This window comes from Rathayibacter sp. PhB152 (genome assembly GCF_003751395.1).
GTDB lineage: Bacteria > Actinomycetota > Actinomycetes > Actinomycetales > Microbacteriaceae > Rathayibacter > Rathayibacter festucae.
Genome location: NZ_RJUT01000009.1, coordinates 122,202 through 140,857, shown reverse-complemented (window position 1 = coordinate 140,857; position 18,656 = coordinate 122,202). Strand labels below are relative to the sequence as shown.

The following is an 18,656-nucleotide window of genomic DNA, read 5'->3' as shown; positions in this document are numbered from 1 at the left end:
GAGTCCAGCGCCGAGGACGTCTGCGCGAGAGAGCGCATCTCGATCCAGTGCCCGAGCAGCATGATCACGATCAGCAGCGCCAGCTCCCACCAGAAGTCCAGCTCGTGATCCAGCAGCCCCGCGCTCGCACCCCACGACGCGAGGAACGCGACCGTGATCGCCAGAGCGATCAGCAGCATCATCCCCGGCGTCCTCGAGCGCAGCTCCGACACCGCCCCCTGCAGGAAGGGCCGGCCGCCCCAGACGTACATCACCGTCCCGAGCACCGGCGAGATCCAGCCGACCCCCGCAACGTCGGGGAGGGAGTAGCCCAGGATCATCGAGAACATGCCGCTGAACACGACCACCGGCACCGCGAACACCAGCATGATCCAGAACAACCGCCGGAACTGGCCGACATGATCGCCGTGGCCGCCGTGGCCGCCGTGGCCGCCGTGGCCGGCAGCGCCCGCCGTCATGTTGTGGCCTGCGTGAGGATCAGGCGCTCCGCGCATCTGGTGCCCGGCGTGCCCGTCAGGGGCCGTACTCACGTGATGACCTGTCCTTCCCGCGTCGACGTCGCGTGCTTCGACGGTGCGGTGAGCACTCTCGTGCTCGTCATCGTGCAGGTGGTGCTGCGCCATCATGACTCCTTCCGGCCGCTTCCGGCCTGATCCGACGGTATACCCCCCGGGGGTATCAGACAACGGGGTGATCGGGCGGAAGATTCCCGACTTGACCGAAGATGTCGGGGCAGGGGCAACGCACCACATCGATACGGGATGGGTTGGGCGGGTGCCTAGGCTGAGCGCATGAGTGACTCCAACCCGTCTGGCACGCCGTCGCCCGTCCCGGAGCGCCCCCGCTGGGTGAAGGTGTTCATGGTCGTCGTCGTCGTCCTCGCGATCGGCTTCATCGTCGTGCACCTGCTCACCGGCGGCGGGGCGCAGATGATGAATCACTGATGATGCTCGGCCCGCGAGCTCGCCGAGTCGCCCTCACCGTCCACGTCCTGGTGTCCGTGGGCTGGTTCGGCGCGGTGGGCGCGTTCCTCGCGATCGCGCTCGTCGGAGCGACCAGCAGCGACCCCTTCACGGTCCGAAGCGCCTACTTGGCGTTGGACCCGCTGGGGACGTTCGTCATCATCCCGTTCGCCCTCGCCTCCCTCGCCACCGGAATCCTGCAAGGCCTCGGAACGCACTGGGGACTGGTGCGCCACTACTGGGTGGCGATCAAGCTGTGGCTGAGTGTCTTCGCAACCGCAGTCCTCCTGCTGCACACGCGCCTCATCGAGACGATGTCCCTCGCCGCCCGCCACGGGCTCATCCCCTCCACGCTCGAGGGAACCCGCACGCAACTGGTCGTCGCGACCGCCGGCGGCGCCGTCGTTCTCGTGGTTATCACCGCCCTGTCCGTCCTCAAGCCTCGCGGCCGCACCCGGATCGGGCTGAGAGCAACCCGAACGACCTGACCGGCGTTGAGTTCCGGCGTGTCAGCGCCGAGACAATGAGGAGGCGCGGGGGTGATCGCTGCCCGGGCGCAGCGCTATCCAGAGCCCGCACCGCCGGCACACGTACGCGGCGCCATCGTTGAGTGCGTGAACCTGACGTCGACGGCGGGCCCGTCCGCAGCAGGAACAGGTGACGGAGGAATCAGGGTTCACGGGCAGCGATCGCTTCCACGAGCTGCTCCGTCGTCGGAAGACCCGCCAGCCCGCTCGGCGTGAAGTAGATCCGACAGGCAAGATCCGTGGTCCGCCCGCCCGACGGGAACAGGTCTTCCCCGTCGAGGGTGATCGTCGGGGAACCCGCGAAAGCGACGCCGGCGGCGTCCTCCGGTGTCGCCAGAAGCCGGTAGGTGACGGGGATGTCGGAGTGGCCGGTGGACTTCAGCGCCTGGTCCAGGCGAGGGCCGACGTCCTTCCAGTTCGGGCAGTCGTCGATGTGAAGAACCTCGATCATCATTCTCCGATCATCCTCCCGCCGTGCGCGTCGCACCCGAGGAGAGCACTTCTGAGGTTGAGGGTGTCTGCCCCGGAACATCGATCGTCAGCCCGCTCGTGGCTCGCCTGTCGGCGCCCGCTCTAGTCATCGTCATCGTCGTCTTCTACGAGCTCGCCTTCCCAGGCCTCGCGTCCCTCGTGAATGGCGAAGAGAGCGATGACGAACCCTGCAACCGGGTCAAGCCACGCGGCTCCAGTGAGGGCGTAGAGGACGAGCCCGACGAGGGTGGAGACGCTCAACAGCACGCAGATCCGAGTCTCCGCTGCGTCCGCGAGGATCAGGGGGTCTCCGAGCCTCTTCCCGACACGCGTTTTCACCGCCGCAAGGACCGGCATGACGATGATCGAGAGGATCAGGAGCACGATGCTGACCGGGGAGGACTCGGGAGCGTCACCCGCGATCAGGCTGCGGATGCCCTCGATGCTCACGTAGGCGGCGAGGAGGAAGAACGTCACGGCAACGAACTTCAACGTGCGCCGCTCCTTCGCTTCGTCCGCCTCACCATGCCGCAGCCGCGCCGCCAGGCGCAGCCCTACCAGCACGGCGGCGATCGACTCGATGCCGGAGTCGATGCCGAACCCGATCACGGACACGAGTCCCGCGGCGATACCGGCCGCGATCGCGACGATGCCCTCGATGACGTTGTAGGCGACGGTGAACTGCGCCAGGCGCAGCCCGCGTCGGGTCAGCTGTTCGGTCTCGGCGGGGGTGAGTGCGCTCATTCGGTGGTCCTCTCGGGGCGGGGGTGACGGGTCAGATGGGGAGGACGAATCCGTTGATCAGGTTCTGGAGGCGGTAGATCAACTGGGTCCACAGGCCGCTGACCATGGCGGTGCCGATGAGGATGAGTAGCCCTCCGCCGAGGAGGTTGATGGTGCGGATGTGGCGTTTGAGGAAGCTGGTCGCGGTGGCGGCCCAGGAGAATCCGAGGGCGATCAGCAGGAACGGCAGTCCCAGGCCCAGGCAGTACAGCAGGCCGAGGAACGCGCCGCGGCCGGCGGAGGCGCCGTCCAGGCTCAGCGCGGAGATCGCGGCGAGGGTGGGCCCGAAGCAGGGTGTCCAGCCGAGCCCGAACACGACACCGAGCAGGGGTGCTCCGGCGAGTCCGGTCGCGGGTTTCCAGCGGGGGCGGATGGTGCGTTGCAGGAACCGGACCTGCCCGATGAACACGACGCCCATGAGGATCACGAGCACTCCGAGGATGCGGGTGACGGTGTCCTGCCATTCGAGCAGCCATGTCCCGAGGGCGCCGAACGCGGCGCCGTAGGCGATGAAGACGACGGCGAAACCGGCGATGAACAGGCCCACTCCGGCGACGAGGCGGCGCCGGCTGCCTGTGGCGAGGTCGGGGTTTCCGCCGATGTAGGCGAGGTAGCCGGGGACGAGGGGGAGCACGCACGGGGACGCGAACGAGACGAGGCCGGCGAGGACCGCGATGGGCGCGGCGAGCAGGAGTTGGCCGCTGAACACAGCCTCTCCCCAGTTCACGATGCCGCCTCCGCGATGGTGTCCGCGATGAGGGTGTCGAGGATGGAGCGGGCGGTGACCCGGCCGAGGATCCGCGCGGCGGGTCGGCCGTCGACGTCGAGCACGAGGGTGGTAGGGACGGCGTTCGCGGCGAACTTCCCAGAGAACGCGAGGGCCACGGCGGCGTCGGTATCGATGATCGAGGGGTAGGTGATGCCGTAGGTGTTCGCGAACGAGGTGGCGGTGTCGGCTTGGTCGCGAACGTTGACACCGAGAAACGCCGCTCCGTTCCCGTCGTACTGCTCGTGCAGCGCTTGCAGGTCGGGTGCTTCGGCGCGGCAGGGGGCGCAGGCGGCGTACCAGAAGTTCACGACGAGCACCTGCCCGCGGTAATCCTCGGAGCTGATCGCGTCGCCCGTTTCGCTCGTTCCGGCGAAGTCGACCGGCTCGCCGCGGCTGCCGACAGGCCATTCGATGACGGTGCCGTCACCGGCGACGTAGTTCTTGTTCGACCCGCCGCGGTACTGCTCCGCGAGGTCGTCCCGCGCGCATCCGCTGGTCCCGATGCCGATCATCGCGAGCGGGGGAAGGGCCAGCAGGGCGCGGCGGCTGAGGGCGCTCACGAGGCGAGAGCGGCGTCGAGAGCGGCCTGGATGTCTTCGAGGCGTTCGAGCTGGATCGCCTCGTCGTTGACGAAGATCGTCGGCGTGCCCTGCACCCCCAGGTCCTTGCCCGCCTCGAAATCAAAGCGCACCCGCTCGAGCGTCGACGGGTCGGCCACATCCGCGTCGTACTGCTCCAGGTCGAGGCCGATCTCCTCCGCGAAGCCGCGGAACACGTCGGCCTTGGAGTCTTGGCTCTCGCCCCAGCTCGCCTGCGTCTGGAACATCCGGTCGTACATCTCCTCGAACCGGTCCTGCCGCGCTGCTGCCTCGACGGCGAGAGCGGCATTCTCGGAGTTGCGATGCGAGGGAATCGGGAAGTAGCGGGTCGCGAAGGTGACCCGGCCTGCGTACTCCTCACGCAGCTGCTCGATGGTCGGGTAGACGGCCGCGCAGACCTCGCACTCGAAGTCGAGGAACTCGACCAGCGTCACCTTCCCGTCCTCCGCCTGATCGAGCATGTGGGTGTTCTGCTCGAGGACGGGCGTCGCGGCGGCGACCTCTTCGCGGGAGGCGGAGAAGGGCCGGAAGATCGCGATCGCGGCGATGACCGCGACGACGAAGACAGCCGCGGCGATGGCGATCAGGTTGACCTTGGTGCTGGTTTTCACGGGTGGTGCTTTCTGTCAGGCCGGTGGTCGGCAGAAACAAGGGGACGGCGCCGTGATCCGGCGAACGGTGAGGCTCAGGGCTGCGCCTCGATCAGGTTTCGCTCGTCTGTGGTTGGGGCGCGTCCGCTCTGCCGAAGACCTGCAGGAGGGCCCAGCCGGCGATGCCGCAGGTGGTGAAGATGTCGGCGACGTTGAAGATCGCGAACCAGTCGACCGCGATGAAGTCGACGACCTCTCCGCCCAGCGGCGTGTCCGCGGCTCGGCTGATGCGGTCCCAGATGTTCCCTGCGCCACCGCCGGCGGCGAGAGCGAGAAGTGCCGGTCCACCCAGCGGAGCCCCGCGGATGGTCCGCACGAACACCCACACCGTGAGGGTCACAAGAATGACGATCAGTCCGACCGCCAGTGCAGGTCCCAGCTCGGAGCCCATCCCGAAGGCGACGCCGGGGTTGAAGATCAACTCGAACCGCGCTCCGAGAGCGAGCTCGATCGTGCGTCCGTCTTCCAGCGCTGTCAGGGCCCAGCTCTTCGTGAGCTGATCAAGACCGAACGCGGCCGCGATCAGCGCAGCGATGAAAGCCACTCGGAGGACGAGCCTGCGCGTGGCGGGCATCAGAACAGCTCGAGGAGTCGAGGCAGAACACCCGACTCGATCAGGATGAACAGACCCAGGCCGATGAATACGGCAGGCACGAGCCAGTGCTCGACCCTCTCCAACAGCTCGGTCACCGTCTTGTTCGTGCCGACGACGCGAGCGATCAGGCACCACACCGCGACGAGGAGGAAGAACACGACGATCGTGACCACCGTGTCCGCGATCGGGCTCGTGCGGAATACGGGCGTGTAGAGGGAGATGTTGTCCGCGCCGTTCGCGATCGTGATCCCCGCAACGCCCAGCAGCCCGACCGCACTGATCGAACTCTCGTCATCGTCGTCGTCATCATCGCCCCTGCTGCGCAGGGTGCGGATGAGCCCGTACAGACCGATCGCCAGCGGGATCAGGCCCAAAAGCCCCACCCACTCATCCGGGATGATCGTCAACCCGGCGGCGGCAACGACGCTGATCGCGACGAGAGTCGCGAAGCCGAGGTACTGCCCCGCCACAACCTTCCAGCCCGGCAGCGAGCCACGGGCGGACGCGAGGAACAGCACCGTCAGAACCACGATGTCATCGATGTTCGTCGCAGCGAACAGTCCGATTGCCGCCGCGATAGTGCCGATCACGGCGCCACTTCCACGCCCCGACGGACCTCCGATGCGGCAGCGTCCACGTCACGTGCGCTCCGTGCTTCCGCCCCGAACGTGCCGCACAGATCCGCTTGGAACCCCGTCGCCTCCAAAAGTGCCTCAGCGGACTCGAGAAGATCGATCAGCTCCGGACGGGCCAACGAGTAGAACACCTGCCGTCCCTCTGCACGCCCCACGACCAGGCCGCACTCGCGCAGGCAGCTCATGTGCTCAGAAGCCGTCGACTGCGCCACGCCCAGCTCCGCCACTAGATCACTGACCCGAGCCTCACCGTGCTGAAGTCGCCGCACGATCTGGAGACGCTTCGGGTCGGCCAAAGAGTGAAAGAGGGAGACGGCGGCAGAGGTGCCCCGCACGTGATCAATCGGCATGCACCGATGTTATCGACAGAAATCGATTTGAGCGACCACTGCCGAGGTGTTCGCGAACGATCGTTCACGAGACGGTCGACCAGTACAGCGCCTCGATCGGCGCGCCGTGTTCCACCGCCCGTGTCCGAGAGCTATGACCCGTGACTTACGTTCGCAGTACAGTCAGGCCTATGGCTTCGATCGGATACGCGCGCGTCTCGACCAGAGACCAGAATCCTGACGCGCAGACCGACGCGCTCACGGCCGCCGGCTGCGAGAAGGTATTCGTGGAGCACGCCTCCGGAGTGCTTGCGAAGCGTCCCGCGCTCGAGGACGCTCTCGACTACCTCCGCGAGGGCGACTCCCTCGTCGTAACGAAGCTCGACCGCCTCGGCCGGTCCGTGCGGAATCTGAAAGAGGTGGCCGACGGCCTCCAGCAGCGCGGCGTCGGCCTGAAGGCTCTCTCCCAGGGCATCGACACCACCACCCCGGGCGGCCGGCTGTTCTTCCACATGCTCGCCGCGATCGCCGAGTTCGAGCACGACCTCATCGTGGAGCGCACCCACGACGGCCTCGCCGCCGCGCGAGCTCGCGGACGCAAGGGCGGCGGGCGCTTCAAGATGACGCCCACGAAGGCGAAGCAGGCGCGCGCGATGTACGACGAGAAGACCTACACGGTCCAGCAGATCGCCGAGACCTTCGGCGTCTCCCGCGGCACCATCTACCGCCACCTCACCGAAGACCACTGAGAGCCGCCGCGACGAGCGTCGCGGATCACAGACCCAAGCGGACGCCGCCCTCCGGCCGGCGACGGTGCTGAGCGCTGCGCGCATTTTTGCCTGGAAGCCTTCGGCAGCGTACGGGCCTGCGGCGTCCACGCAAGCCGCTACGCGGCCGGCTCCTCCGACGTTCTCGGCACGCGGTCGCTGCGCTCCCTCACATCGCGCCGACAACCTCTCCTCCGCCGCCCTCCGGGTTGCGCTCCCACCTCCGACCCTGCTCAGCACTACGTGCCTTCCAGGCAAAAAACGCTGGGAGAGAAGGAAGAACGACCGAGCCAGACCACCCCGACTGGCTTGACAAATCTGATTGAGAATCATGGCAAAAAAACGATGAGGAAGAGGAAGAACATGCAGCAGATCACCACCGTCAGCACCTTCGTCCCGGCCGCGAACGAGGACGGGAAGCAGAGCCAGTTGCGCCGGATCGCCGAGCGCGACGTCGACCTCTCCGGCATGGCACGCAACGGGTGGGCACTGGCACACACCGCCACGATCCCCGGCCCCGAGGGCGTCACGTTCGTGGACACCCTCACCCGCACCGAATCCTGACCCGCACCACCACCGAGGAGGAAACGCCATGTCCGACACCATCACCACCAGCCCCGCGGCCAAGGAGCCGACCCTCCTCGACGCGGTGGCCGAGTTCGCGTCCGTGTTCTCCCACGGGGACACCGCCGACGAGCTGGCCGTGCGACTCAGCTGCGCCGAGGTCGACGCGCTGGCCGGACTCCTGCGAGCATTCGGACGAGACGAGGCAGCGGACCTGTGGATCGCGGATCACGCGAGCGACGACGACGAGGGCGACGCCCACACCCCGAAAGGAGAGTGAGAGTCATGGCGCTGACCGTTTACTCGAAGCCGTCGTGCGTGCAGTGCACCGCGACTTGCCGAGCGCTCGACGCGAAGGGCATCGAGTACACCGTCGTAGACCTCAGCACGAACGAAGCAGCCCGCGAGTACGTCACTGATGATCTGGGCTATCGCCAGGCTCCGGTGGTCGTGGCGAGCGACCAGGACCACTGGTCGGGGTTCCGCCCCGACCTGATCGAGAAGCACGCCCGATGAGCGGCCCCGACGTCACCGGAGACGACTATCGAGCCGGGTATCTCGCCGGGCGGGACGACAGGCAGGGCGAAGTCGACTGGCTGGAGAACGAGGCCGACCGGCTCTACCGCCTCGCCTACGGCGACGAGCGCCGCGTCCCCGCCCTCACCGTCACGCGCGCCGAGCTCGAACAGCGCAGAGCGCTGTCCGAGCCGCCCGTGGAAGTCACGAGGCGCGACGCTCTGGCGTCCTGGGGCATCGAGACACCTCCCGCCGACACCCCCGCGGCCGCGGCCGCGGACGAGCACCCGTCGACGTCGACGGGACCCACCAACCGCACGAGCAGGAGACGACAGATGAGCACCAGGACCATCACCGGTAATCTCGCCGCCGACCCCGAGGCCGTGCAGGCGGGCCGCGTGCAGATCGTGAAGCTGCGCGTCATCGAGAACACCGGCGAGTACCGCGCGGGGGAGTGGACCCCGCACGAGGCGCCGACGACGCACTTCGTGGAAGCGAAGTTCGAGCTGGGCGAGCACGTGCTCGCCTCCCTCCACAAGGGTGACGGCGTGATCGTCGTCGGCTACGAGCGCACCGTCGCCTGGGGTGAGGGTGAGAACCGCCGTACCGGCCGCGTCCTTGAAGCCGACGCCATCGGCCCCAACCTCACCCGCGCGACCGCCGTCATCACCACGACCACCCAGCGCGCACCCCGTCGCAGCGCCGTGGAGTAGAGCGCGCGCTCAGTTCTCGACGCGGAGCACGTAGAGGATGACGTGATCCTCTGGGATTGCTGCGCGCACTTCCGCGCTCGTCGCGGCGCTCGTCGCCGCGCTGCTGCGCACCACCGTTGATGCCGATTCCGCGCGCGTCCGGTGTGCCAGCTCCCACACGCCTCCATCGTCGCATCCGACGCTGACACGACCCGCTCGAGCGTGGGGGCCGGCGGCGCCGGCCCGTGAGGGGCGACCCCCTCACGCTCCCCGGTGTCCCGTTCCGGGGCGCGAGCTGCACTCGCGCAGCGGCGACGGAGCACCGCCAATGGGAGGCCGCGATGCGGCCCGTTCCACCCGTTTTCTTCACCTCTCCGCGGTTTCAACCTATTTCGCTCCATCGGCTCCGTGCCACCGATAGCGGACGCGCCCTGCGGGCTTATTTCGCCCGCTATCGGCGTCACTGCGCCGACTCCACTCAAACGGTTTTCCCCGCCGGAGAGGCAAAGAAAAACGATCAGCCAGAGGGAGCACCCACACCATGCAGACCGCCAACGACTTGCAGACCACCACGAAGACCTACCTCACCCTCGGAGGCACCCGCGCGGTCGACGTCCGCGTCGTGGGCACCGACCCCGAGACGACGCCCTCGGTGCACGTCACCCGCCGCAAGTTCGGCGTCTGGGAGGCGTGGCACTCCGACCAGTTGCACGGCATCACCAGCGGCTCGTTCCGTCACTGCGTCGCCCACGCCCGCCGCGCAGCGATCCGCCGCGTCGCCACGTTCCTGAACCGCTGAGAGGACCACACCATGACCCGCACCGACACCGGCCGCGCCACGGCCGAACAGCTCGCCCTCATCCTCGACACCCGCCGCGCCGAGTCCGACGACGACGCGACCGCCACGGACGCCGAGATCCTCGCGCACATCCGCAACACGCTCACTCTTCCCGGCGAAGGAGCTCCGGGCGGATTCCCCGTCACCGACGACGGCACCGCCTACGCCGCCGCGCTGATCGCGTTCCTCACCCCCGCCGAGAAGCAGGACACCGGCGCGGCCCTGGCCGCTTTCCTCACCCCGACCCCGGAGGCGCTGGACGAGCGTGCGGCACGCATCGAGTCGAACCGGCGCGCGGATGAGGGGTGGCAGGCGCTCTCCCCGGCGGAGCAGGCCGCGCAGATCGCTGCCGTCGAAAGGGCGGAGAACCCCAGCGGGCCGTGCGACTGCGCCAACTGCTACGAGCCCGCCGACCGGTAGCCGCGCGGCGCGGGCCGGCCTTCCGGGCCGGCCCGTGAGGGGCGACCCCCTCACGCTCCCCGGTCTTCCCCGTTCCGGGGGGCGCGAGCTGCACTCGCGCAGCGGTGACGGAGCACCGCCGGCGGGAGCCGCTACGCGGCCGGATTACCCGTTTTCTTCACCTCTCCGCGGTTTCAATCTATCTCGTTCCGTCGGAGAGGCAAAGAAAAACGATCAGGAAGACGACAAAAGCCCCGTAGTTGGACTAGAACCACGGGACTCGTCACCTTCATGGTCGCACACCGATTGAGGAGAAATCATCGTGACTATCACCACCGGAACCGGGACCGTTCAGCACATCGACCCGACCGTCCTCGTGATCGAGGCGAACGTCCGCACCAGCGCCCCGCTGACGAAGGACTTCATCGCGTCGATCCGCGAGAACGGGGTCATCACCCCGGTCCTCGCCCGCCGCGACGAGCACGGGAACGTCATCGTCCGCGCCGGACAGCGCCGCACCCTCGCCGCCCGCGAGGCCGGAGTGCCCACGATCCCGGTCTACGTCGTGGAGGGCGACGAGACGACCGCCGACCGGATCGTTCAGCAGATCATCGAGAACGACCAGCGCGCCGAGCTGAGCGTCGCGGACCGCACCGCCGCGTTTGCGCAGCTCGCGTTCGAGGGCGTCACCGCCGCAGCGATCGCCAAGCGCACCGGCACCAAGACCGACGCGGTGAAGAAGGGGCTCGCGGTCGCGGAGTCCGCGACCGTCACGTCCGTTCTGCACGAGCACGAGCTGACCCTGGACCAGGCGGCGGTGCTGTTGGAGTTCGAGGACGACGCCGACGCCCGCGCGAACCTGATCGAGGTCGCCACCCACGACCCGGCCCAGTTCGAGCACACCGCGCAGACCCTCCGCGACGAGGCCGCGCACCAGGCGCTCCTCGCAGCGACCGCCGCCGAGTACACCGGCAACGGCTTCCAGATCCTCACCCGCTCCGACGCCTACGGCGACCAGGCGACGTGGACGCCGGTGCGGCAGTTGCGCGGCGAGGACGGGAAGAGCGTCACTCCCGAGCAGGTCGCCGCCGCTCCCGGCCGCGGAGTGCTCATCGACACCAGCTGGCGCGGCGAGGTCGAGGTCACGCTCCTGGTCCAGGACCCCACCGCCGCCGGATTCACCTACGCCTACGGAGCCCCCGAGCAGCCGCAGACCGAGGAGGAGGCCGAGGAGGAGCGGGCTGAGAAGTCCGCGGAGCGGAAGGTGCTCATCGCCAACAACAAGGCGTGGAACGCGGCCGAGAAGGTGCGCCGCGAGTGGATCGCGACGTTCCTCGCCCGCAAGACCCTCCCCAAGGACGCGGATCGCGTCATCGCCCTGGGTCTCACCGCTCACCGGTTCGCGGTGTCCTCCGGGATGACGGGCGGCAGCGACCTTTCGCACGCGCTGCTGCGCATCGAGCGCCCCTCCGGCTACCGCGCGGACGCCCTCGCAGCGCTGGTCGAGGCGAACCCCGCGAAGGCCCGACTGGTCGCCCTCGCCGTCGTGCTCGGAGGCCAGGAGGCGCACACGAGCAAGGAGTCCTGGCGTCGCGGCGACGAGCGCACGGCCGAGTACTTCCGCCAGCTCGCGGCCTGGGGATACGCGCTCTCCCCGGTCGAGCAGGTCGTCACCGGCGACAGCACCCCCGCCGACGCCGCAGGGCTCAGCTAGCCCCGCCCGGCGGGGACCGGCTCGCGCCGGTCCCCGCCCCTCCTCTTCTCCCACTGCTGCATAGGAAGGCCCGACCATGACCACCACGACCACCGCACCCCGCCCCGCCCACCGCTTCGACCCGTACCAGGAGGACCCGACGCTGCGAGCGGCCGAGGTCGCCGTCGACGCCGCGGCCGCGTCCGGCGACGCCGACGCGACCGCCGCCGCAGCGCGAGCGCTGATCGTCGCCGCGGCCGCCTACGGCTGGCCCACCGCGACCGCCCTCGTCTTCAAGTACGAGACGACCGGCCCCATCGCCCACGTCTGGGGACTGTGGAAAGTCCTCGACGCCGACCGCCAGGTCCTCCGCGAATGGGACGAAGAGCCGGGCGACATGACCGATGAGTCCGAGGAGGAACTGATCGCCCTCGACCTCATCAGCAACCGCCGCGCGACCCTCGACTACACCGACTTCGGAAAGCCCATCGGCTCCACGACCCTGATCCTCCACACGCTCGCGCTCTGAGCGCGTGCGCGGGCCGACCCGAAACGGGCCGGCCCGCACGAGGGGGAGAGCCCCCTCGACCCCCTCGACCCCCTGATCGCGCGCATGGCACGGCCACGCGCACTCGAGCGGTCGTCAGCGGCGAGGCCGCGGCTTGTACTTCTTCCCCGCCCGGATGTTCCGGTTCTCGATCACACCAACCACAGCCAGGCCGACCGCCACGGCAACGATCAGCAGCCACCCGAGGACGTTGAACCACTGCCCCGTTAACGCCGCGTACGTCTGCTCGCCAGCGATCGCGAAGAGTATCAGCGACAGCCCGAACCAGACCATGCCGTTGCTGATCAGCGCAGCTCGAGCCAGGGGTGTACGAGGAGTGGTCATGCTGTCACTGTGACACCGCCGACTGAAACTATCCCCATCGTCGAGGCCATCTACGCTGACCTTGCAGCGTCGCGCGGCCCAACACCCCCGCGCCGCTGCCGCGGAACCCGCCATTTATTTCGGGGTGGTCGAGGGACCGCCGGCCGCCCTCGGCGCGAGTGCGAGTCATCGCCCGCTGGGGCCGGCTGCCGGCGGCGCTGCGCCCGCCGCATCGCCGGGAACCGGCGCATCGCGCTCTCCGTCAGCATCACCCGCGACACGGTCGCAGTACCCAGCCGGCCCCGCGTCAAACAGTCGGAAGGTTCGGACAGAAATGTCGTGGGGCCACGACGCCGCGCTAGTGCGCAGCGTCGTACGCCTCGACCACTTGTGCTGAGATGCGGCCGCGCGGCGAGACCTCGTGGCCGTTCTCGGCCGCCCACTGCCGAATCGCCTTCAACCGCTCCGGGTCGCCCTTCTCGCGAGCGGGAGTGGGGGAGCCGGCGTTGCCGTCCCGTCGCACGCGGCGCCCGGCGGTGACGTACTTCTCGAACACGTCGTGCAACGCGGCGGCGTTCTCCGCCGACAGGTCGATCTCGTAGTTCGCGCCATCGATCGAGAAAGCAACGGTCCCACCGTCACCCTCGATCGCAGAGCCGTCCAGGTCATCGATGAGAGTCAGCTTCTGTGCCATCAGGGATATCTCCAAGCAGAGCGAAAGAACGATCGCTCTGTTTCTATCAGTCGACCGCTACCGACCGAGCGACCCGTGCTGTGCGCCGCGAACTGTGCCGGTGATCCGCTTTGATATCAGTCGCTGAACTCGTCGTAGAAGGGGAACGGCGGCTCGTTGTCGATCACGGGATGAGCGACAGTGCGTTCGTTCTCGCGGATCCGGGAGTGGATGTCGGCAACGGCCGCCTCGGACACGCTCGCTTCGTCCGCGTCGACCGACTGGAGCTCGACGGGGACGGCTATGAGGTCGCTGCCCGCGTCGAGCGTCAGCCTCGCCTCGATCAGCTGTCCGTCGTCGGTGAACGCAGGAACCGTCACCGCCTCGGACTGCTGCCGCCGGCCGATTGCCGTCACGAGCTCCAGGAGCGCTTCCACCACCGCATCCGTCGTGAACAAGCTCTTCGAGGCGTAGGTCAGCTGCTGCATGGCCTCATGGTCACCCTTCCTGGCACAAGGAGGGGAAGGGGTTGTCGGCGGTAAGGAGAAGGAGGTAGACGCTGCGTCAGCGATCGCGCCCGAGTAGCCGTCGAAAGAGTGACCACGGCGCCGACGGTTGCGCCACCGCCGCCGCGGCGGGCGGCGTAGGAGTCAGCGTCATGCGCAGTTCCCGCTCTGATTCGTCCGGTGTCGAGGCCGACCACTCGGAGGGCTCGTGGCCGTCCGGGATGACGTAGCCGCCGCAGTCGACCACGGCGCCCTCCTGGTCGACCGTGACGCTTCGCACGTGAAGAGTGCCGGAGTCGAAGTCGTATGGGCTTCGCCCCTCGCTGACGTGGGTCGCGTCGGTGCGCAGGCCTTTCGACCAGGAGAGCCGACCGACCAGGCCCGCCGGTGACGACGCCCACCAGTGGGTCCCGTTCCATTCCACGCGCAGATCGTCTCCGACCCTCACCGCCCGCACGTGCTCGGTGACCGTCGAGTGGTACAGGCTCGACAGCATTGGAGTGCCGCGATCGGCAAGGGCCTGAGAACGCGCCCCCGCGATCCCGAACCGGCGATCGCCGTTCTTGTGCACGGACCCGAGCAGCGGGTGTCCATCGGCCGCAGCCGGAGCATCGGGAGTAGCCATCACGTGACTCTAATCAGGACTCTTCGGAGGCGTTGTCGGGAAGCGGGAAGAGAAAGCTACGGTGATCCCCGACAAATCGGGACGGGCTGCCGGCTCCGAAGCACCTGTGACCAGAAAGGGATTGCATGGTTTTCACCAGTCGCCGATGGGACGTCGCCACGATCATCGCCCGAGTGCGCGCTTCGAACGCGATCCGGGCGTCGCACCTGGACGCCGCTGCGCTTCGGCACCGCTCACGCGAGGTGCGCCATATCGCTCGAGCTGTCGATCGCGGACGACTCAGCAACACAAGAGCGGTAGCAGCGTTCACCCGTATCGCCGACGACCTGCACCAGCAGGATCCCGCGCACTGACCCCCGTCGCCGCTAAGAGGCGCTTCGCGTTGGTTCTTTAGCGGATGTCCGGGTGGCTCGGGTTCTGACTGCGCAGCCGGTGGAGGGTATCGCGCAGGCGGGACTTGACCGTGCCGAGGGGGATCTGCAGTTCTTCAGCGATCTGGGTGTGGCTGTACCCGCGGACGTAGGCGAGGAAGAGGACGTCGTGATGGATGCGGGGGAGTAGCCGGATCGCGTCGGCGACCGGAACGTACGACAAGCGGATCTCGCCGTACTCCGCCGGCTGGTCGTACGGCGACTCCTGGCTCCGCAGGGCGTACTCGTGATCACGTACGCGATCGGACTGCACGGAACGAACGCGATCGATCGCGCGCCGCTTCGCCATCTGCCGCAGCAGGTGATGCGGAGCTCGATCAGGATCCAGGCGGCGCGCCTGAATCCACACCTCGAGGTAGACCTCCTGTGTCACTTCCTGCGCAAGAGAGCGCTCGCGCAGAACGGACAGGGCGACCGTGAACACGTCCCGGACCGTGAGGTCGTAGAACCGCGCGAAAGCGCGCTGATCGCCCTCCGCGACACGGGAGATGAGAGCGCGCAGCTCCGCGACGTCGTCGTCGGTCACCGCTGCCCCGACCAGTCAATGAGCACTACGTCATCGTGACAGAGCGCTCCTGCACCGCCTCTTCATGGACGCGGCCCGCGACACCCCCACTCAGGGGACTTCGGCTGGCGGACATCGCCCAGGACTTCAGCGAATGTCACCGAGGCCCAGGACGTGCCTGGTCAGTGCATGACTCTGATCAGCACCAGACATTTTCTCCCTCGTCGACCACGCGGCTGGAGGGAGGCGACACAGCGGGTACCCCGCATCCCGAGGCCTGGACGGCCCCTCGCTGCACGATGTTGAGGTCTTCGCACCTGGAACGGACGCACGGCGTGCGGGGGTGCTGAGGTCATTCGGTGTGCAGGGTGCTTCTGGGGTATTCACCGAAACGCTGCTCGTAGGAGGCGGAGAAGCGGCCGAGGTGAGTGAAGCCCCACCGGCGCGCGACGTCGGCGACCGTCACGGTCCCGGCGTCGTAGAGGCGCAACTCGGTGCGCACACGGTCCAGCCGGATGCGGCGGAGATACTCCAGCGGAGTGACGTCGAGCTCTCGGCGGAACGCGCTCTGGAGTCCACGGAGGCTGAGTCCCGCGGCTGCGGCGACCTCGTCGAGGTGCACGGGCAAGTGGGCGTGCGCGTGCAGGTACTCGATCGCGGTGCGCAGCCGATGGCCCGAGGGGGGCGGGATCGGTGTGACCAGGCGGAGACCGACGTGCGGGAACGTGTCCAGCAGGGCGATCGCGGCGGATCGGTTGGCCTCGCTGCGCAGAAGAGCCGAGCTGCTGGGGTCCTGGATCACGCGGGCGACAGTGCTGACTGTTTCGGCCCACTTCCGCAGTGCCTCGCCAGACGGGCGGGCGCGGGTGTCGAAGAGCAGCGAGCCGCTCGAGCCCTCGTGCTCGGCAGCGATCCGCTCGAGGAACGTGCCGTTGAAGTGCATCAGATTCTGTCGATGGTCGGCGAAGTCGAACTCGGACGGCCGGCCGTTGACGAACATCGAAGGCTGGCCATACTCCAAACGGATGGCGTCACCGGCGACGTCGAGGACGCCGGCTCCTGCGGTGATCCACGAGACGATGTACTCGCCCTCGGTCCGCACCGTGCCGCGGAGAGACCCGCGGAAAAGATTGCCGCGCAAGGTCAGCTCGTCATCGCCGACCGACGTGTAACGGTAGGAGAAGTCGTCACCGGTCGGGGCGGCAGCGAATCCGCCACCGTTGTACTCACCCTGGAGTAGCGCGAGCGCATCATCGATGTCGCTGCCGGCAATCTCGGAGCGCACGAAGCTGTCAGCGTCCTCTTTCATGTCCATCCACAATCCCACGGACGACGCCCCATGACCCACGAAATACCGGCTCGATTTCGCTCGCGGTCCGCTCACGCGGCGTGAAACACGATGACCTCTGAGCAGCTGGTCCCCGTCAGACCATCACTACCCTCCTCCTCGAGGGGAAGGCGGCTCCTTGACGCGCCGATCGGCTGCGTCGCCCGCCTAGCGCTTGAGGACCTCGCGTCGGATCATCCGTAGTGCGCCGACCGTGAGGCCGGGGGTGGTGACGGCGGCGATGCCCTGGTGGTACCGGGTGTCGGTGAGCTGGTCGAGGAGCATGCGGGCGAGATCCTCGCGGGCGCAGAGGCGGCCCTGGATCTCGTCCCGGGCCACCTGGTAGCCGCGGCCGGGCTCGTCGGTCAGGCCGGGTGGTCGCACGATCGTCCAGTCCAGGTCGGTTGCGGACACGATCGCCTCCATGCGGACCATGTCGTCGTAGACGGTGCGGCCGAGGGTGCGTCGCATCAGCGTGAACGCGGCTCTCTGAGCGAGCCCCTGCTGCTGATGCGACGGGTGCACTCCGGCCGAGGTGACGACGATCAGCCGGCCCTTGCTGTGCTCGGTCATCGCGGAGACGACCAGAGCTGCGCTCGCGGAGTAGACCTCGACCGGCTTCCGGGTGAAGGAGGCACCGATGACGCTGATCACGGCATCGGCTCCGCCGACGGCGTGCTGGACGACGGCCGCGTCCGTGGCGTCTCCGGCGATCACCTCGAGGCGGGCGTGCCGGACCGGGAACGCCTCCGGGTGCCGGGTGAGCGCGGAGACGCGGTGCCCTCGTGCGAGCGCCAGACGCACGACCTGACGGCCCGTCGGTCCGTTCGCTCCGAGGACCAGTAGGCGCTCGTGCGCCGGCGGCGCAGTCGACGGCGAGGGCGCTGCGTCCGCGGTCACAGCTGCACGGTGTCGTTGTCGATCGGGTCGCGGTCCGGGTTCCGGGTCACGGCGGCCCGGACGGTCTGCGCGATGTACGCGACGGTGCTGGAGGGGCCCTCCCAGTACTCGGCGGTGTCCGCTGAGACCTTGATGAGCGCGAGCCCCGGAGTCTCCAGGCCGTCGGGGAACCACGCCTGCAGAGGCTTCGCCCACAGCTGCTCGGCCTTCTGACGGTCGTGGACGATCTCGGCGCGACCCGCGAGCGAGGTCCAGGAGTGGGCGCCGGTGTCGGAGAAGGACACGTTCACCTCCGGGTGGGCGGCGATCTGCTCGGCCTTGGCGGAGTCGTCGTAGGCGAAGAACCACAGGTCGCCGTCGAACTCGGCCTCCTGCAGCGCCATGGGACGGCTGACGTGGCGGCCGTCCTCGGTCATGGTGGTGAGCATGGCCACCTTCGCGTGCTTCACCAGGTCGGCGATGTGGTGCTGGTCGGCGGATGCGGTGTCGGTCATGATGGTCTCCTCGTCGAGTAACAGAAGTCTGTATCTCCACGGTACAGCGGTGGCTACCCCGATGGAAGGATGAGTGCATGGGACCTCGAGCGGCATCCGAGGGTTGGAACGACCTCGACGACGTCCTGACCTGGAATGTGGTGCGCGTGGCCCGCTTCGTCGGCAACCGCCTCGCCGACAGGCTGTCCGGACTCCGCCTCAATCCCATCCAGTTCGGCGTGCTCGCCTTCCTGGAGCAGGAGGACGAGATGACGTCGGCCGAGATCGCGCGCGCCGTGCTGCTCCGGCCGCAGAGCGTCGCTCCGCTCCTCGACGGCCTCGAGGAGCGCGGTCTGATCCGCCGGAGCGGAACCCGCGCCCGGGGTCATCGCAACCCCGTTACGATGACCACCGAGGGCCGGCTCGTCCTCCAGGAGGCGTGGAGGATCGCCCTGGCCGCCAACGACCTCAGCGACGCCGCGCTCACCGACACCGAGAGCGCCGAGCTGAACCGGCTGCTGCTCAAGATCGCCCGAGCGTCCTGACACGTTCCGCC

28 protein-coding genes and 1 pseudogene are annotated in these 18,656 nt (G+C 68.3%); 12 read left to right on the top strand and 17 right to left on the bottom strand.

Translation table 11 applies throughout. The features are described 5' to 3' along the window. Positions 1 to 458, bottom strand: a pseudogene (locus tag EDF36_RS19105) (heavy metal translocating P-type ATPase); the annotation flags it as partial. Between the two features lie 333 nt (positions 459 to 791). Here EDF36_RS19105 and EDF36_RS21455 point away from each other — a divergent pair. After that, on the top strand, positions 792 to 944 hold the full coding sequence (locus tag EDF36_RS21455) for a hypothetical protein (protein WP_157603228.1): 153 nt from the start codon (positions 792 to 794) through the stop codon (positions 942 to 944). After that, positions 944 to 1,450, top strand: coding sequence for a DUF2269 domain-containing protein (locus EDF36_RS19100; RefSeq protein WP_219812995.1), 507 nt, complete (start codon positions 944 to 946; stop codon positions 1,448 to 1,450). Before EDF36_RS21455 ends, EDF36_RS19100 begins: the two co-directional genes overlap by 1 nt. 181 nt (positions 1,451 to 1,631) lie before the next feature. Here EDF36_RS19100 and EDF36_RS19095 read toward each other — a convergent pair whose 3' ends face one another. From EDF36_RS19095 to EDF36_RS19060, 8 genes are all read right to left on the bottom strand, one after another. Then, positions 1,632 to 1,943, bottom strand: a complete 312-nt coding sequence (locus tag EDF36_RS19095; RefSeq protein ID WP_055794463.1) for a hypothetical protein — start codon at positions 1,941 to 1,943, stop codon at positions 1,632 to 1,634. Positions 1,944 to 2,062: 119 nt separating this feature from the next. Further along, positions 2,063 to 2,704, bottom strand: a complete 642-nt coding sequence (locus tag EDF36_RS19090) for a cation diffusion facilitator family transporter (RefSeq protein ID WP_055794460.1) — start codon at positions 2,702 to 2,704, stop codon at positions 2,063 to 2,065. A 31-nt stretch (positions 2,705 to 2,735) separates the two neighbouring features. Next, positions 2,736 to 3,470: a cytochrome c biogenesis CcdA family protein gene (locus EDF36_RS19085; RefSeq protein ID WP_055794458.1), complete on the bottom strand. Its 735-nt coding sequence runs from the start codon at positions 3,468 to 3,470 to the stop codon at positions 2,736 to 2,738. Then, on the bottom strand, positions 3,467 to 4,072 hold the full coding sequence (locus EDF36_RS19080; protein ID WP_104233615.1) for a TlpA disulfide reductase family protein: 606 nt from the start codon (positions 4,070 to 4,072) through the stop codon (positions 3,467 to 3,469). The genes EDF36_RS19085 and EDF36_RS19080 overlap by 4 nt, the downstream gene beginning before the upstream one ends. Next, on the bottom strand, positions 4,069 to 4,722 hold the full coding sequence (locus EDF36_RS19075; RefSeq protein ID WP_082481720.1) for a thioredoxin domain-containing protein: 654 nt from the start codon (positions 4,720 to 4,722) through the stop codon (positions 4,069 to 4,071). Before EDF36_RS19075 ends, EDF36_RS19080 begins: the two co-directional genes overlap by 4 nt. A gap of 91 nt (positions 4,723 to 4,813) precedes the next feature. Then, positions 4,814 to 5,335, bottom strand: a complete 522-nt coding sequence (locus EDF36_RS19070; protein ID WP_055794457.1) for a signal peptidase II — start codon at positions 5,333 to 5,335, stop codon at positions 4,814 to 4,816. Next, the gene (locus tag EDF36_RS19065) at positions 5,335 to 5,946 is read right to left on the bottom strand and encodes a cadmium resistance transporter (RefSeq protein ID WP_104233614.1); all 612 of its coding nucleotides are present in this window, start codon (positions 5,944 to 5,946) and stop codon (positions 5,335 to 5,337) included. Before EDF36_RS19065 ends, EDF36_RS19070 begins: the two co-directional genes overlap by 1 nt. Further along, positions 5,943 to 6,341 (bottom strand): helix-turn-helix transcriptional regulator, encoded by a 399-nt coding sequence (locus EDF36_RS19060; protein WP_055794452.1) that lies wholly within the window; start codon positions 6,339 to 6,341, stop codon positions 5,943 to 5,945. Before EDF36_RS19060 ends, EDF36_RS19065 begins: the two co-directional genes overlap by 4 nt. A gap of 170 nt (positions 6,342 to 6,511) precedes the next feature. On the opposite strand from EDF36_RS19060, the gene EDF36_RS19055 reads away from it, so the two are divergent. The 9 genes from EDF36_RS19055 to EDF36_RS19015 all read left to right on the top strand — a co-directional run bounded on the left by EDF36_RS19055 (position 6,512) and on the right by EDF36_RS19015 (position 12,318). Next, positions 6,512 to 7,069, top strand: coding sequence for a recombinase family protein (locus EDF36_RS19055; RefSeq protein WP_123734227.1), 558 nt, complete (start codon positions 6,512 to 6,514; stop codon positions 7,067 to 7,069). Between the two features lie 381 nt (positions 7,070 to 7,450). Further along, entirely contained in the window at positions 7,451 to 7,651 is a 201-nt protein-coding gene (locus EDF36_RS19050) for a hypothetical protein (protein WP_123734226.1), read from the top strand. A gap of 28 nt (positions 7,652 to 7,679) precedes the next feature. Next, positions 7,680 to 7,931, top strand: coding sequence for a hypothetical protein (locus EDF36_RS19045; RefSeq protein ID WP_221181697.1), 252 nt, complete (start codon positions 7,680 to 7,682; stop codon positions 7,929 to 7,931). A gap of 5 nt (positions 7,932 to 7,936) precedes the next feature. Beyond that, the gene (nrdH, locus tag EDF36_RS19040; protein WP_123734225.1) at positions 7,937 to 8,167 is read left to right on the top strand and encodes a glutaredoxin-like protein NrdH; all 231 of its coding nucleotides are present in this window, start codon (positions 7,937 to 7,939) and stop codon (positions 8,165 to 8,167) included. Next, positions 8,164 to 8,880 carry a single-stranded DNA-binding protein gene (locus tag EDF36_RS19035; protein WP_123734224.1) on the top strand — a complete coding sequence of 239 codons (717 nt, stop codon included), beginning with the start codon at positions 8,164 to 8,166 and terminating at the stop codon, positions 8,878 to 8,880. The genes nrdH and EDF36_RS19035 overlap by 4 nt, the downstream gene beginning before the upstream one ends. A gap of 520 nt (positions 8,881 to 9,400) precedes the next feature. Continuing rightward, positions 9,401 to 9,658, top strand: coding sequence for a hypothetical protein (locus tag EDF36_RS19030; protein WP_123734223.1), 258 nt, complete (start codon positions 9,401 to 9,403; stop codon positions 9,656 to 9,658). A 12-nt stretch (positions 9,659 to 9,670) separates the two neighbouring features. After that, positions 9,671 to 10,117, top strand: coding sequence for a hypothetical protein (locus tag EDF36_RS19025; RefSeq protein WP_123734222.1), 447 nt, complete (start codon positions 9,671 to 9,673; stop codon positions 10,115 to 10,117). Between the two features lie 301 nt (positions 10,118 to 10,418). Further along, entirely contained in the window at positions 10,419 to 11,810 is a 1,392-nt protein-coding gene (locus tag EDF36_RS19020) for a ParB/RepB/Spo0J family partition protein (RefSeq protein WP_185020565.1), read from the top strand. A gap of 76 nt (positions 11,811 to 11,886) precedes the next feature. Continuing rightward, on the top strand, positions 11,887 to 12,318 hold the full coding sequence (locus EDF36_RS19015) for a hypothetical protein (protein ID WP_104350376.1): 432 nt from the start codon (positions 11,887 to 11,889) through the stop codon (positions 12,316 to 12,318). A gap of 114 nt (positions 12,319 to 12,432) precedes the next feature. Here EDF36_RS19015 and EDF36_RS19010 read toward each other — a convergent pair whose 3' ends face one another. The 8 genes from EDF36_RS19010 to EDF36_RS18975 all read right to left on the bottom strand — a co-directional run bounded on the left by EDF36_RS19010 (position 12,433) and on the right by EDF36_RS18975 (position 18,121). Further along, positions 12,433 to 12,681, bottom strand: coding sequence for a hypothetical protein (locus tag EDF36_RS19010; protein ID WP_148060103.1), 249 nt, complete (start codon positions 12,679 to 12,681; stop codon positions 12,433 to 12,435). A 337-nt stretch (positions 12,682 to 13,018) separates the two neighbouring features. Next, entirely contained in the window at positions 13,019 to 13,354 is a 336-nt protein-coding gene (locus tag EDF36_RS19005) for an Lsr2 family protein (RefSeq protein ID WP_123734219.1), read from the bottom strand. 116 nt (positions 13,355 to 13,470) lie between these two features. Beyond that, positions 13,471 to 13,821, bottom strand: coding sequence for a hypothetical protein (locus tag EDF36_RS19000; RefSeq protein ID WP_123734218.1), 351 nt, complete (start codon positions 13,819 to 13,821; stop codon positions 13,471 to 13,473). 76 nt (positions 13,822 to 13,897) lie between these two features. Next, complete coding sequence (locus tag EDF36_RS18995; protein ID WP_148060102.1) at positions 13,898 to 14,464, bottom strand: hypothetical protein; 567 nt, start codon at positions 14,462 to 14,464, stop codon at positions 13,898 to 13,900. A 390-nt stretch (positions 14,465 to 14,854) separates the two neighbouring features. Continuing rightward, a complete protein-coding gene (locus tag EDF36_RS18990) occupies positions 14,855 to 15,421 on the bottom strand; it encodes a sigma-70 family RNA polymerase sigma factor (RefSeq protein WP_185020564.1) in 567 nt (188 codons plus the stop codon). 331 nt (positions 15,422 to 15,752) lie between these two features. Next, positions 15,753 to 16,715 (bottom strand): helix-turn-helix transcriptional regulator, encoded by a 963-nt coding sequence (locus tag EDF36_RS18985; RefSeq protein WP_148060101.1) that lies wholly within the window; start codon positions 16,713 to 16,715, stop codon positions 15,753 to 15,755. Positions 16,716 to 16,895: 180 nt separating this feature from the next. After that, positions 16,896 to 17,627, bottom strand: coding sequence for an NAD(P)-dependent oxidoreductase (locus tag EDF36_RS18980; RefSeq protein WP_185020563.1), 732 nt, complete (start codon positions 17,625 to 17,627; stop codon positions 16,896 to 16,898). Beyond that, entirely contained in the window at positions 17,624 to 18,121 is a 498-nt protein-coding gene (locus tag EDF36_RS18975) for a pyridoxamine 5'-phosphate oxidase family protein (protein ID WP_123734213.1), read from the bottom strand. The genes EDF36_RS18980 and EDF36_RS18975 overlap by 4 nt, the downstream gene beginning before the upstream one ends. Positions 18,122 to 18,198: 77 nt before the next feature. Between EDF36_RS18975 and EDF36_RS18970 the strand changes: the two genes are divergently transcribed. Continuing rightward, positions 18,199 to 18,645 (top strand): MarR family winged helix-turn-helix transcriptional regulator, encoded by a 447-nt coding sequence (locus tag EDF36_RS18970; protein ID WP_123734212.1) that lies wholly within the window; start codon positions 18,199 to 18,201, stop codon positions 18,643 to 18,645. Positions 18,646 to 18,656: the final 11 nt, after the last annotated feature.

What these genes read in the sequence shown, in the direction of transcription:
- EDF36_RS18985 (WP_148060101.1), bottom strand. Translation starts at nt 16,715, where the DNA reads ATGGACATGAAAGAGGACGCTGACAGCTTCGTGCGCTCCGAGATTGCC.
- EDF36_RS19030 (WP_123734223.1), top strand. Translation starts at nt 9,401, where the DNA reads ATGCAGACCGCCAACGACTTGCAGACCACCACGAAGACCTACCTCACC.
- EDF36_RS19015 (WP_104350376.1), top strand. Translation starts at nt 11,887, where the DNA reads ATGACCACCACGACCACCGCACCCCGCCCCGCCCACCGCTTCGACCCG.
- EDF36_RS19025 (WP_123734222.1), top strand. Translation starts at nt 9,671, where the DNA reads ATGACCCGCACCGACACCGGCCGCGCCACGGCCGAACAGCTCGCCCTC.
- EDF36_RS19005 (WP_123734219.1), bottom strand. Translation starts at nt 13,354, where the DNA reads ATGGCACAGAAGCTGACTCTCATCGATGACCTGGACGGCTCTGCGATC.
- EDF36_RS19045 (WP_221181697.1), top strand. Translation starts at nt 7,680, where the DNA reads ATGTCCGACACCATCACCACCAGCCCCGCGGCCAAGGAGCCGACCCTC.
- EDF36_RS18995 (WP_148060102.1), bottom strand. Translation starts at nt 14,464, where the DNA reads ATGGCTACTCCCGATGCTCCGGCTGCGGCCGATGGACACCCGCTGCTC.
- EDF36_RS19060 (WP_055794452.1), bottom strand. Translation starts at nt 6,341, where the DNA reads ATGCCGATTGATCACGTGCGGGGCACCTCTGCCGCCGTCTCCCTCTTT.
- nrdH (WP_123734225.1), top strand. Translation starts at nt 7,937, where the DNA reads ATGGCGCTGACCGTTTACTCGAAGCCGTCGTGCGTGCAGTGCACCGCG.
- EDF36_RS19050 (WP_123734226.1), top strand. Translation starts at nt 7,451, where the DNA reads ATGCAGCAGATCACCACCGTCAGCACCTTCGTCCCGGCCGCGAACGAG.
- EDF36_RS19055 (WP_123734227.1), top strand. Translation starts at nt 6,512, where the DNA reads ATGGCTTCGATCGGATACGCGCGCGTCTCGACCAGAGACCAGAATCCT.
- EDF36_RS19100 (WP_219812995.1), top strand. Translation starts at nt 944, where the DNA reads ATGATGCTCGGCCCGCGAGCTCGCCGAGTCGCCCTCACCGTCCACGTC.
- EDF36_RS19010 (WP_148060103.1), bottom strand. Translation starts at nt 12,681, where the DNA reads ATGACCACTCCTCGTACACCCCTGGCTCGAGCTGCGCTGATCAGCAAC.
- EDF36_RS21455 (WP_157603228.1), top strand. Translation starts at nt 792, where the DNA reads ATGAGTGACTCCAACCCGTCTGGCACGCCGTCGCCCGTCCCGGAGCGC.
- EDF36_RS19095 (WP_055794463.1), bottom strand. Translation starts at nt 1,943, where the DNA reads ATGATGATCGAGGTTCTTCACATCGACGACTGCCCGAACTGGAAGGAC.
- EDF36_RS19000 (WP_123734218.1), bottom strand. Translation starts at nt 13,821, where the DNA reads ATGCAGCAGCTGACCTACGCCTCGAAGAGCTTGTTCACGACGGATGCG.
- EDF36_RS18970 (WP_123734212.1), top strand. Translation starts at nt 18,199, where the DNA reads ATGGGACCTCGAGCGGCATCCGAGGGTTGGAACGACCTCGACGACGTC.
- EDF36_RS18975 (WP_123734213.1), bottom strand. Translation starts at nt 18,121, where the DNA reads ATGACCGACACCGCATCCGCCGACCAGCACCACATCGCCGACCTGGTG.
- EDF36_RS19090 (WP_055794460.1), bottom strand. Translation starts at nt 2,704, where the DNA reads ATGAGCGCACTCACCCCCGCCGAGACCGAACAGCTGACCCGACGCGGG.
- EDF36_RS19035 (WP_123734224.1), top strand. Translation starts at nt 8,164, where the DNA reads ATGAGCGGCCCCGACGTCACCGGAGACGACTATCGAGCCGGGTATCTC.
- EDF36_RS19070 (WP_055794457.1), bottom strand. Translation starts at nt 5,335, where the DNA reads ATGCCCGCCACGCGCAGGCTCGTCCTCCGAGTGGCTTTCATCGCTGCG.